The following is a 12,396-nucleotide window of genomic DNA, read 5'->3' on the forward strand; positions in this document are numbered from 1 at the left end:
ACCCAACCCACTCCTCCAGTAATATAATTTGTTAATTAACTTTACATAACTACATCAATAGTGTACGCCATTCTCCATTTATATGAAAGCGGTAACTAAAAAACTAGCTACCGAAAATCCGCAGACTCCCAGTAGCTAGTTTCAACTAATTAACGCTATTTCAATGTAACTGATGCAACAGGACTTGACGCCGTCACAGGTCCCGCCGCCGCAACGTCCAACTGGTCCACAAGATCCATGTTGGTCACGACGACAATGACGGTCGTGCTCTTACCGGCCGCTTTAACCGCAGCTAAGTCCATTTGAACCAATGGTTGACCCGCCGTCACCTGATCACCGACTTGGACTTGCACGTCGAAGGGTGCACCCTTTAGCTCCACCGTGTCTAATCCCAGGTGTAACATCAGTTCCAAGCCGTCCTTAGTCGTCAACATCACAGCGTGTTTAGTATCCGCAACGGTCTTAATTTCACCATCAGCGGGCGCCGTAATCGTGCCGTCCGTGGGATCGATGGCAAAGCCGTCACCCATCATCTTTTGTGAAAAAACCGGGTCGGCAACTGCCGTAATGGGCATCAACTGGCCACTCGCAACGGCGTTTAACGCCACCGCCGTCTTCTTTTTCTTAAATCCAAACAAACTATCAACTCCTAATTAAAATGTTTTCGAATCGCGTCACGCGACAAGACCAATTGCTCGATATGATGGTCATAATCATTCGCTATAAACGTGTAGTATAACAGGTCAATAACGTATAATTGCGCCATCAATGAAGTCGTCGCCGCGGCGCGCGCAGTCTGACCTTCCTCACTGTCATCGTTAACGAGAATGATGGTCGCTAGCTTGCCCAACGTACTGCCGGGGTTTCGGGTCAAAACGATGATTGGAACGCCCATCGAATGGGCCAGTCGCGCTAATTCTAAACTTTCGGCCTTTTCTCCCGAATTGGAAACCAAGAACAGGACGGCCGTTTCACGTTGCGTGGTTAAACCCACCGCTAATAAGTGTGTATCTTGTGAGTGAATGACCGCCTTACCAACGCGAATAAATTTCTGTTCAAAGTCCGTCGCCGCCACGTTGGAAGCACCCAGACCATAAACGTACACGTTATCCTTCTCAGCAATCAGCTGACTAGCTTTCACCAAACTAGCGTCGTCTAAACTGGCATTCGTTTCTTCAATGGTATGCGTAAGTCGCAGTGCCAGCTTTGATTTAACGGCGGTTAGGTCGTCTTGCGGATTGATTTCATCATATAAACTCTGATCAACGTTACATTCCGCCGACAACTGTAGTTTCAACGCGGGATAACCGCCATCTGGAATCAGCGTCTTCCCAAAACGAGCAACCGTCGCGGTACTGACATCCGCAGCTGCGGCGAGCTCGGCGGTGCTCATCTGGATCACGGCGTGCGTGTGATTCAGAATATAGCGGCCAATTTTCTGTTCAGCATTCGAAAAACTGGCTAGTTTCTCGTGAATGGTAAATAAAACACTAGTCATCTAAATTCCTCCTAAACCTCGCACGCATCGTTTATGCTTAAGCAGCGATTGCGTGACCTTCTTTATCCTTCGGCATTCTAGCACTGGCTGGTACCCCAAAGAAGTACGTCGCTACAAAGCCACCCGCGTACGCAGCGAGTAAGCCTAAAACGTAGCCCATCCAGTGACCATTATTAATTAATGGAATCAAAGCGACCCCGGAAGGTCCAATGGCAATGGCACCAATGTTGCCTAAGCCACCGATGACAGCACCACCAATCCCACCACCGATACATGCGGTAATGAATGGCCGGCCGAGTGGTAAAGTCACCCCGTAAATTAACGGTTCACCAATACCTAGAATCCCAACGGGTAACGCCCCTTTAATCATGTTCGTTAATTGATGATTATTCCGGCAACGAATCCAAAGTGCTACGGCGGCACCGACTTGACCAGCACCCGCCATTGCTAAGATTGGCAGTAATGGGGTCATGCCTAATTTGTTGATCATTTCGATATGGATTGGCGTCAAAATCTGATGTAACCCAAACATAACCATCGGTAAGAAGAACAGACCTAAAACGAAACCAGAGAAGGCCCCACCAACGTTCAAGACCCATTCAACGCCGCCAACTAAGCCAGTTGAAATAACTCCGGCAATTGGCATAACGATAAAGATCGTGAAGACCCCAACAACTAGTAACGCAATCGTTGGCGTCACAATAATATCAATTGAATCTGGAATTACCTTGTGTAACCATTTTTCAACAATTGAGAGTACCCAAACGGCAAAGATCACACCAATGATCCCACCTTGGCCAGCTGATAATGCTTGGCCGTTAAAAATGTTGTGAATCGGCGCTTGTGGGGTGACCCCAGTCAGCAAGGTGACCGCACCGATGACCCCACCTAAACCAGCGGTGGCGCCAAAGACGGTCGCACTGTTGATCCCAACATAGATGACTAAGTAGTAGAACAAGCCACTGTTTATGACTTTCAAGACACTAATAAAGTCGACCCAGCTCTTACCAATATCGCCGGCAACCAGCATGTTTGACAGGATCGCAGCAATCCCGGAAATTAAACCAGCCCCAACGAACACTGGAATTAATGGAATGAAAATACTAGAAATTGCACTTAAAATTTTGCGCATTGGGGTCTGTTTAATTTTTGCCTTCTGTTCGGCGTGAACTTGCTTGGCCTTGGCTTCAACCATTTCCTTGTCGCGCTGGTGTTCGGACTTTTCATCCCCACCAGTTTGCGTCGTAAAGGTGCTTGGATCTGGGAACGGTTCGCCTAAACCAACACCGACTTCTTTGACCATTTCGTCAGCGACTTTATCAACGGTTCCGGGCCCGACAATGACTTGGAGCGTGTCTTCTTGGACAACACCCATGACCCCATCGATTGCCTTTAAACCGTCCATATCAACCAGTGATTCGTCCCGAATCGTCATCCGTACCCGGGTCATACAATGAATCAACTTTTCGATGTTTTGTGGGCCGCCAACGTGATCATAAATCGCGTGAGCAATCCGAACATATTTATCTTCAGCCATGATAAATCCCTCCTATTTCACTGCTTGACGAACAAATCCTTTTGCCCGTTTCAAGCGTTTTGCGGCTTCATCTTTACGCATATCCGTTAGTACCATTACGATGGCAAGTTTGACGTCTTGGTCAGCTTCAGTAAAAGCTTTTTCCGCCGTCGCTTGCGAACAATCCGTTGCTTGTACGATGATTCGTTTGGCCCGCTCAACGAGCTTTTCATTGGTGGGTTTAACGTCCACCATGAGGTTCTTATAGACCTTACCGATGCCGACCATCGAGACCGTCGAGAGCATGTTTAAAATCAATTTTTGCGCCGTTCCAGACTTGAGTCGGGTCGATCCCGTCAAGACTTCGGGGCCCACGTCCACCTCAATGGCCGTCTCGGCGTGCCCACTGATTACAGCGGACGTGTTGCAAGCCAGACTCACCGTGGCCGCCCCAACCTGCTTGGCATAGTCGAGACCGCCCACAACGTAAGGGGTCCGGCCACTCGCAGCGATGCCGACAACCGTATCATGCGCCGTTAATTTCAATGCCACTAGGTCTTTTTGTCCCAGTTCAACGGAATCTTCGGCGCCTTCAACTGCGACCGTCATGGCGGACATCCCGCCAGCAATCAGGCCTTGGACCATTTCGGGGTCGGTTCCAAAGGTTGGCACACACTCAGCAGCGTCCAAAACGCCTAAGCGCCCACTAGTTCCGGCACCCATATAAATCAAGCGACCACCCGCTTGAAAGTTTTTGACGATCACTTTTACAGCGCTTTCAATTTGTGGTAACACCTTTTCAATCGCCACGGGAACCTTTTGATCCTCCTGGTTCATCAGGCTCAAAACTTCTTTAACGGATAACGTGTCGAGCGCCATCGTCTTTTGATTCCGCGTTTCCGTCGTTAAATTCTCTAAATTCAATTGCCTTCACCCTCTCTGATAAACTGGACTGCTTGTCCGCTACCAATTTCCGGTAACAGCGCCAAGTCTGCATCGGCGACCTGACCCACGACGTTAACGGCTTCGTTAGCGGGGAGCGCCGTCTTTACAATTTGAAGCTCACCCACGTAACGGCCATAGCGATCGTTGTCGATCGTGACAGCACCAACTTTGCGCGCAACCGTGTTTGCGGGAGCTAACTGATGAATCTGCTGGCGACCTTCGACTAACCGAACTACGTCGCGAGCGACGTCCGGACGATTGTGCCAAACGGGGCCTACCAAGGCATCAGTCATCGTGTAAACGGATAATTGCAAAATATGATCGTTAAAATACCGTTTAAATTGGTCACACCGCGCGGGACTCAAAACTGAGTCCCCTACGTACACTTTGTCGACGGCTAGGTGCCGTTGCAAGTTTAACGTTGCGGCTAGTGGTTGTGCTTTACGGTCAGCTTCTAACGTTGGTAAGCCCGCGTGTAGCGGCCCCCGTAAATCGGTATCGCCCGCAACAAACGCCATCGTGGTAAACCCTTGAGCCTTTAACCACTGATTTTTGGCCAAGACCCAGTCAGCATCTAGCCCTGTTTCCGGTCGCGGATAATAGTTGTGCCAAGCTTCTAAGTGGTCAAAGTCTGCGTTTGCGGCCGTTAAGGCTTGAACGTCTTCGGGACTAATCGTACTAGCATTTAATGCGATTGGCATTTGACGGGATAAACGGGCAATTGCGGCCATCTCTAAGCCATCATCAATCCGTAGGGCTGTCAAACCAAGCTTAGTTAGGGCCGCGGTATCATTGATATCGATACCCATTCGTTGCATGCCGGCGGCCGAAACGTCCGCTGTTAGTTGCAAATTCAACTCATGACAGGCTTTTCCCAACGCACGCACCCGCGTCAAATATTGTTGCGGATCATCTTCGGGAATATGCATCGACGTAAAGACGCCGGTAAAACCGGCTGATTTCATCATTTCCATCTGTGCGATCCGTGTCGCAGTTAGCGGCTGATTCAAGTACACAGAAAAACCTAACATTCCTTATTCGCCTCCGTTTTGTTAACGCTTACATTTATATTTTAAATATAGCATCGTTGTAACTAAATTACAATATCTCAATTAAAAACTATTGAATTAATGTAATTATGTTTCTTTTATAGAATTAATTTTCAATAAAAACTGGAATGCTTTCTTAAACGTTTCATACTATTAGTTGCCAATAAAACATCATTTATATTCTAGCCACTGCGCCGATATTGAACCTGTGAAATCTCTGTCTTCTTAAAAATCCGACTAAAATAAGTTTCACCGCCAAACAATCGACTGAGTGGTAAAGCCACTGGAAATAATTCTTATACAAGTAAAAAAAAGAAATATATGATATAATCTCAGTATGAAAAAGATAGAATTTCAGTCATATAAGCGTCCCAACGGTCATGATGAATTTTTAGAATGGATTAAATCTTTGCCCATCAAAGATCGAGCTAAATTATTGCAAACTCTTTCAAAAATTGAAACTAACGGTCTATTAGTTGCTCAGAGACTAAAATGGGTTAAAAAAATTGATGTGAACCTATATGAAGTCAGGAGCAAGGCTGGATCAAATATTCAACGTGCTTTATATTTTCATATCACTCGCGGTGATTACCTCATCACACACGGCTTTACTAAGAAAACACAAAAAACACCGGTTCGTGAAATACAACATGCAAAGGAACTCAGAAAGGAATGGTATCGAGACCATGAAAATTGACAGTCTAATTGATGAAGAACTTAAAAATCCTGAGTTTGCAGCAGCATACCGTGATGAAGGAGAATTGTTAGATACTGCAATCACTTTATATCATGCACGCGAAGCGGCTGGATTAACTCAAATCGAATTAGCAGAACGGGCCTCGACTACTCAAGCGACCATTGCGCGAATTGAACGTGGTGACAACGTTTCTTTCGCTAAGTATGCTCAAATTGCGCATGCACTTGGCAAACGAGTTAAGGTTAGTTTTGAATGACACTGCTCTAAAAAAATCAGCGGTGGTGAATCTGAAGATTCACCACCGCTGATTTTTAATACTTATGTTTTTACAATTTAGCTTAAATCAAGCTTGCTCAAATCGAGTTCTTTTTTGACAGGCTTTTTCGGTTTTTCCAAACCATTATTCTTAATCACGTCTTGGTACCAGTAAAACGACTTCTTCGGGTAACGTTTCATTGTCCCCTTACCCTGATCATCAAGATCAACGTAAATAAAGCCGTACCGCTTGCTCATTTCACCGGTTGAAGCACTCACAAGGTCAATGCAGCCCCATGGTGTGTAACCCATCACGTCGACCCCGTCATCAATCGCGCCAGCCAATGCCTGGACGTGTTGCTTCAAGTAGTCAATCCGGTAATCATCTTCGACATAGTGATTCTTATCTGGCTTATCAATCGCGCCCAGACCATTTTCAACAACGAATAACGGCTTTTGATAACGGTCGTAGAGTTGATCCAATGCGATCCGTAAACCGGTTGGGTCAATTTGCCAACCCCAATCACTGGCCTTTAAAAACGGGTTCTTCACGCCACCCATTAAATTACCAGCAACAGTCTCAGTGTTTTTCCCGGTCGTTTCAACGGCCGTAGACATGTAGTAACTGAAGCCGATGTAATCGACTGGGTATTGCTTCAATAAAGCCAAATCACCATCAGTCGTTTCCAAGTCTTCAAACTTCAAACCATATTCAGCCAATAACCGCTTCGTATACGCTGGATAAGCGCCACGAACTTGGACATCGGCACAGAAGAAGTTTAAGTCCTGGTTATGATGCAGGTTCGCCAATTGGTTCACCGGGTTTGCGTCGTAACTATAGCTCGTTGCGTAAAGGATCATGCAACCAACTTGGATGTCAGGACGCAATTCGTGCGCAATTTTAACGGCTTCAGCGCTAGCAACGAACTGGTTATGCCAAGCTTGGAAAACGTTCTTCTTATCGTTGGCGCCAGTCGATGGAACTAGTCCCTGGCCCATAACAGGAAAATGAGCGGCACTATTGATTTCATTGAAAGTCATCCAATACTTTACTCTGTCAGCGTACCGAGTCAAAACAGTCCGGGCAAAGTTTTCATAAAATTCAATCAAGTAGTGGTTTTTCCAACCACCGTAGCGTTTAGCTAAGTTTAATGGTAATTCGTAATGTGAAATCGTAATCACTGGTTCGATGTGATGGTCTAAACATTCGTTGATCACATCATCGTAAAACTTCAAACCAGCTTCATTAGGACGCGGTTCATCACCGTTAGGAAAAATCCGCGACCACGCAATTGAGAAACGGTAACATTTAAAACCCATTTCAGCAAAAAGCGCAATATCTTCCTTATAATGATGATAAAAGTCGATTCCTTCATGGTTCGGATAAGTATATTTATTTTCGTCAATGGTCCAATCAAAGTCGGGTTGACTGACGATTTTAAAGCGATCCTTACCGCCAGGAAGTGCGTCGGCGATTGATAAACCGCGACCGCCTTCCTCGTAGCCACCTTCTAGTTGATTAGCAGCAGTAGCGCCGCCCCATAAAAAGCCTTCTGGAAATTTTGACATCTAATCAGCACCCTTTCTGGCCTATCAGGGATAATGATAGCCCTTACATTACAGTATAACTAACTTCGGTTATCAATATCAACTTGATTTGTTTGCCGAAACACATAAAAATCTTCTATGAGAAGTTTTGGTTAACAATCGTAACGGCACGATGCCAAATCTTTAAATCTGCCTGTCGTTGTTCAGTCGCCATTCTCGGTTGGTAACTTTGGTAGGAAACGTCCTGCTGATAAGTTGTCGCGGTATATAAGCCTAAAGCCATTCCGGCAGCATAGACGGCACCGAAGCCACTCAACTCTTCAAAATTAGGCAGTAACAGTTTGGCATCGGTAATATCTGCCTGAAACTGCATCAAATATTGATTTTTAGTGACACCGCCATCAACCTTTAAGACGGTCTGCTGGCAACCAATATCGCCTAACATTTGTTGGATAACATCGTTGATTTGAAACACAATACTGTTCAAGGCAGCTTTGACAAATTCAGGTTTACGCGTTGTTCGCGTCATGCCCCATACCACCGCTTGGGCTTTATCATTCCAATAGGGCGCACCTAATCCTGAAAAAGCTGGTACCAAACAGGTTTGATCTTGCGGATTAGCAGCCATTGCCAGCGTCCCAGTTTCCGCGGCGTCATCAATCAAATCAAGGTCTTCTTGCAACCACTTCACAACGGCACCCGAATAGTTCACATTACCTTCGAGAACGTAGGCGGCTTCACCTTTAAAACGCCATCCTACCGACGTCATCAATCCATTTTTAGACCGAACGGGGCGCTTCCCAATATTCATCATAATTGACGATCCCGTGCCATAAGTTGCTTTGACATCACCAAACTCTACACAATGTTGTCCAAAAAGCGCTGCTTGTGAATCCCCTAAAACACCGTGGATGGGTACGGCGTGTGGCAACCGGCCGCTTACATCCGTCATCCCAAACAAAGCATCGGAGTCAACCACCGTACCTAAGCTTGCCATTGGAACATCAAAAATATCACAGAGTTCCTGGTCCCAATTCAGTGTTTCTATATTTAGAAGTTGGGTCCGACAAGCATTAGAAGGCTCGGTTTTAAAGCTTTTTCCAGCGGTTAACTGGTAAATCAGCCAACTGTCCATCGTCCCTAAACACAGCTCATCCTGGTTCGCAGCGGCCTTAACAGCGGGTTCATTTTGCAATAGCCACGCAAACTTAGCCGCCGTAAAGTATGGTGACAGTGGCATGCCGGATTTCGCTTGTACCGCTGCACCCACACCACGTTTCACAAGCTGGTCACATAACGCAGTCGCACGGGCGCATTGCCACACGACCGTTTTTGCTAACGGACTGCCATCCTTACGTGACCAAGCCGCGGCACTTTCGCGCTGATTCGTGATACCAATTCCGACAATCTCATCACCATTGGCACTTACCAACTGTTGGGCTTGGGTGACCAGCGACAGGACGTTTTCCCAGATTTCAGTTAAGTCATGGCTGACCCATCCCTGGTCATTAATTAATTGTCGATGATTTTTAGAAAATCGCCGGTATAATCGACCGGCACTGTCAAACAAAAGGACCTTCGTCCCCTGTGTGCTTTGGTCAATGCCTAACATTAGTTGTGCCATGGTTATACCTCCAAATCAGGACAGCATGTTAACGGCTTGCTTAGCCACATCCGCACCATCGATACCATAATACTTAAAGACTTCAGCTTGCGTTCCGGCAATCGCTGGTTCATCAGGGAAGCCCACAATTTTCAGCTTAGTATTCCCGTTAGCCGCGACCCGTTCCGCAACCGCAGTCCCAATACCGTTGATAACACTGTGTTCTTCAATCGTAATCAAGGCCGGATAGTCCGAACAAAGTTGATCAATCAAGGTAGTATCAAGTGGTTTCACACTGACTAGGTCCACCACTGTCGCGGATACACCTACTTTAGCCAATTCGTCAGCCGTATCAAGCGCAGTTTGAACCGTTTCACCAGCCGCAATCAAGGCAATATCCTTACCTTGGCGAATAACGTTAGCTTTACCAGGCTTGACGAAGGCTTCTGCTTCATTTGTGTAAATATCAGGCAATTGTTTTTTCCCGATTCGAACGTAGGCTGGAACGTCAGAATGCGCTAAATATTTAAAAAGCGCAGCCGTTTGATATTGATCGCTAGGCATATAAACTTCTAGGTTTGGTAAGGCCCGAGTAATAGCTAAATCTTGTAACGAGTGGTGCGTGCTACCCAAAACACTGTAGGAATTCCCGCCACTAATACCGATTAATTTAACGTTAGCGTTCGAATACGTGACGTCCACTTTAACTTGTTCAATGCTCCGCATCGTTAAGAAGGATGCTGGTGATACGGCAAAGGTCCGTTTGCCGCTGTGTGCTAGTCCAGCACTAATCGTCACTAAGTCCTGTTCGGCAATTCCGACTTCGACAATTTGCTTTGGCAAAGCAGTCGCAAAGGGAACAAGGGACCCTGATCCACGTGAATCACTGGTTAAAACGACCAAGTCCGCATTTTGCTTAGCTTCATCAGTCAATACGCGACACATCACCGTGCCAGCCTTTTCTCCCATATTAATCATTTTGCGACCTCCTTAAGTTGTCGATCAAAGTCATCCAACGCTTCTTGATACTGTTCAGCCGTAGGTACTTTGTGATGCCATTCTGCCTTGTTCTCAGCAAACTTAACACCGGAGCCCTTCGTCGTATCAGCTAAAACTAAAGTTGGTTTACCCATCTGTGGCTCTGCTTCTAAAGCATCCACAAGCGCCTGCATGTCATTGCCGGGAACTTCAAGAACGTGCCAACCAAACGCTTCATATTTCGCCTTAAGTGGTTCGCTATTCATGACGTCCACCGTTTTACCCGTAATTTGTAACCCATTGTGGTCGATAATGGCCGTTAAATTATCAAGTTTAAAATTGCTGGCTGCCATTGCGGCTTCCCAGACAGAACCTTCCGCCTGCTCACCGTCACCCATTAAAGTATAAGTATGGTAGCTTTGACCGTTCATCTTAGCAGCCTTGGCAATCCCGACGCTCAATGCCAGCCCATGGCCAAGTGAGCCCGTGTTCATTTCAACACCCTTAACATGGTTATTAGGGTGACCCATGTAAGGCGATTTAAATTGAGAATAAGTCTTTAGGTCAGATTTTGGGAAATAGCCGCGGTCTGCTAAAACGTTCCACAATATTTCAACCGCGTGGCCCTTCGATTGAATGTAACGATCGCGGTTGGGATCCGTGAAAGTCGCCGCGGTCTGATTCATGACTCTGTAATATAATGCGACCAAAATATCGGTACATGATAGGTCAGAGCCCGTATGCCCCGTTTTTGCTGCGTAAATCATCTTCCAAGTTGCTTTTCTAAGTTCGATTGCCTTTTGCTGTAATGCTTGGATATCCAATATGATTCATTCCTTTCTAAAATCCCGTTAGTCCGTAATGATCGAATCCGTGTCTCCACGCAGATAAGCATGCACATCATCTTCAATTGGGTCATAAAAATCGGGGCTAACACCTAAATACTTGCAAGCTTCATATAAAACCGGCACAACGTCATCCCGGACAGCAGCCATGTGGTGAATATACGGGCCGTAAACCAACTTAGCTTCAAAACGGTTTAGGTTAGCAAATTCTAGCCATAGGTAAGTCCCCTGCTCATATGGTCCTTCTATTGACTTCGCGTTACCCATTAACATTGAATATTTGCCGTGGTCGCCGTCAAAGCGGCATAGTGTATAGTGGCCGGCCTGAGCTTCAAAACCAACGGAACCTGGATAATCAAAGACAAAGTGTGATTGTGGCAAAACTGGTTTATTTTTGGCTGTCGAGTATGGGAAAACGCCTAAATGTTGTAGTAATTCGCCATTCTCATTTTCAGGGTGGCGGCAATTGACGTCCGCAAAGACTGCGCGGTGTTCGCCCATAGTTGCGGCTTCTACCAATAGTTCAGAAATGACACCATGAATATCAGTTTCACAGGTTACTGGGAGACCTTCATCTTGCAGTAATGATTCACTGGCATAGGGTAAAATACCAATTTCATCTTGTAAGGCTGTCCAGCACTGAATCGCACCAGCATTGCAGCCATATTGCTGACAAAGTCGTTTGAGGGCCGTTTTTAGTGCCGCAACCATTTGCAGGTCCTTATCGCTAATTTGGATCGTTGCAATTGCCTTTAAATGAGCCATCGTTGTGTTGATTTCATCATCGTTTGCTTTAATTAAGGCGTGAATTTCTTCAACTAACTCCGTCATTGGAATTGGTGATAGCGAAATGTTGAACTTTTCGAGCAATTCGCCTTCATTTACCATCGTTGACCAAAAATCAAATGGCCGGGGACCAACTTGTAAAATTCGTGTGTTCTTGAAAGTCTTCACAACGTTGCAAACTTTAATAAAGTCGCGAACACCACGTTCAAAGGCTGGATCTTCTAGGTCACAGTTCTTGATATAAGTGAATGGCACGTTAAAGCGCCGTAGCACTTTTCCGATGGCGAATAGGCCACATTGGGTGTCGCGTAAACGCGATCCATCCGCAGCGGGGGCTTCATCTTTTGGCCCCCAGAGCAAGACTGGGACGTCAAACTGCTTAGCGAGTCGTGCGCATTCATATTCAGTACCAAAATTTTCATTGGCTAAGAACAAACCATCAATATGTGCATCTTTGAATTTTTTAGTAATTTTAGTCATGCCAGCGTCGTCATAGAGTAGACCATCATCATTAACATCTTTAATATCAATATAATTAACGTTCATTGCGTCTAATTTTTGCCGCGTATAATCAGCAAATTCAATTGCAGCATCCGCAGAAAAGATATTCCGCCGGGTTGGCGCAAAACCTAAAGTAATTTTGTCTGTCATAAGAATCCTCCTAAAATTATGTAAC

General features: G+C 45.9%; 12 protein-coding genes. 2 read left to right on the forward strand and 10 right to left on the reverse strand.

Features of this window, described 5'->3' with window-relative positions:
* Positions 1-155: 155 nt before the first annotated feature.
* From IV64_RS02710 to IV64_RS02730, 5 genes are read right to left on the reverse strand one after another with little or no spacing between them, the layout of a single operon-like run.
* Entirely contained in the window at positions 156-638 is a 483-nt protein-coding gene (locus IV64_RS02710; protein ID WP_057705632.1) for a PTS sugar transporter subunit IIA, read from the reverse strand.
* 11 nt (positions 639-649) lie between these two features.
* Positions 650-1,498: a MurR/RpiR family transcriptional regulator gene (locus IV64_RS02715; protein ID WP_057705633.1), complete on the reverse strand. Its 849-nt coding sequence runs from the start codon at positions 1,496-1,498 to the stop codon at positions 650-652.
* Between the two features lie 37 nt (positions 1,499-1,535).
* Positions 1,536-3,035: a PTS transporter subunit EIIC gene (locus tag IV64_RS02720; RefSeq protein WP_057705634.1), complete on the reverse strand. Its 1,500-nt coding sequence runs from the start codon at positions 3,033-3,035 to the stop codon at positions 1,536-1,538.
* 12 nt (positions 3,036-3,047) lie between these two features.
* Positions 3,048-3,938, reverse strand: a complete 891-nt coding sequence (gene murQ / locus IV64_RS02725; protein ID WP_083491545.1) for an N-acetylmuramic acid 6-phosphate etherase — start codon at positions 3,936-3,938, stop codon at positions 3,048-3,050.
* The gene (locus tag IV64_RS02730) at positions 3,935-4,990 is read right to left on the reverse strand and encodes a DUF871 domain-containing protein (RefSeq protein ID WP_057705635.1); all 1,056 of its coding nucleotides are present in this window, start codon (positions 4,988-4,990) and stop codon (positions 3,935-3,937) included. The genes murQ and IV64_RS02730 overlap by 4 nt, the downstream gene beginning before the upstream one ends.
* 355 nt (positions 4,991-5,345) lie before the next feature.
* Here IV64_RS02730 and IV64_RS02735 point away from each other — a divergent pair, with 355 nt between their 5' ends.
* Together IV64_RS02735 and IV64_RS02740 are read left to right on the forward strand one after the other, a co-directional pair.
* Positions 5,346-5,705 (forward strand): type II toxin-antitoxin system RelE/ParE family toxin, encoded by a 360-nt coding sequence (locus tag IV64_RS02735; protein ID WP_057705636.1) that lies wholly within the window; start codon positions 5,346-5,348, stop codon positions 5,703-5,705.
* Positions 5,695-5,961 carry a helix-turn-helix domain-containing protein gene (locus IV64_RS02740; RefSeq protein ID WP_057705637.1) on the forward strand — a complete coding sequence of 89 codons (267 nt, stop codon included), beginning with the start codon at positions 5,695-5,697 and terminating at the stop codon, positions 5,959-5,961. The genes IV64_RS02735 and IV64_RS02740 overlap by 11 nt, the downstream gene beginning before the upstream one ends.
* 77 nt (positions 5,962-6,038) lie before the next feature.
* Here IV64_RS02740 and IV64_RS02745 read toward each other — a convergent pair whose 3' ends face one another.
* The 5 genes from IV64_RS02745 to IV64_RS02765 form a co-directional block, all read right to left on the reverse strand.
* Positions 6,039-7,529, reverse strand: a complete 1,491-nt coding sequence (locus IV64_RS02745) for a glycoside hydrolase family 1 protein (protein ID WP_057705638.1) — start codon at positions 7,527-7,529, stop codon at positions 6,039-6,041.
* 115 nt (positions 7,530-7,644) lie between these two features.
* Complete coding sequence (locus IV64_RS02750; RefSeq protein ID WP_057705639.1) at positions 7,645-9,132, reverse strand: FGGY-family carbohydrate kinase; 1,488 nt, start codon at positions 9,130-9,132, stop codon at positions 7,645-7,647.
* Between the two features lie 15 nt (positions 9,133-9,147).
* The gene (locus IV64_RS02755) at positions 9,148-10,089 is read right to left on the reverse strand and encodes a transketolase family protein (RefSeq protein ID WP_083491546.1); all 942 of its coding nucleotides are present in this window, start codon (positions 10,087-10,089) and stop codon (positions 9,148-9,150) included.
* Positions 10,086-10,913, reverse strand: coding sequence for a transketolase (locus tag IV64_RS02760; RefSeq protein WP_057705640.1), 828 nt, complete (start codon positions 10,911-10,913; stop codon positions 10,086-10,088). The genes IV64_RS02755 and IV64_RS02760 overlap by 4 nt, the downstream gene beginning before the upstream one ends.
* A gap of 27 nt (positions 10,914-10,940) precedes the next feature.
* Positions 10,941-12,371 carry an L-fucose/L-arabinose isomerase family protein gene (locus tag IV64_RS02765; protein ID WP_057705641.1) on the reverse strand — a complete coding sequence of 477 codons (1,431 nt, stop codon included), beginning with the start codon at positions 12,369-12,371 and terminating at the stop codon, positions 10,941-10,943.
* Between the last annotated feature and the right edge of the window lie 25 nt (positions 12,372-12,396).

Origin of the sequence: Lactiplantibacillus xiangfangensis, assembly GCF_001438845.1 — a bacterium.
GTDB classification, from domain to species: domain Bacteria; phylum Bacillota; class Bacilli; order Lactobacillales; family Lactobacillaceae; genus Lactiplantibacillus; species Lactiplantibacillus xiangfangensis.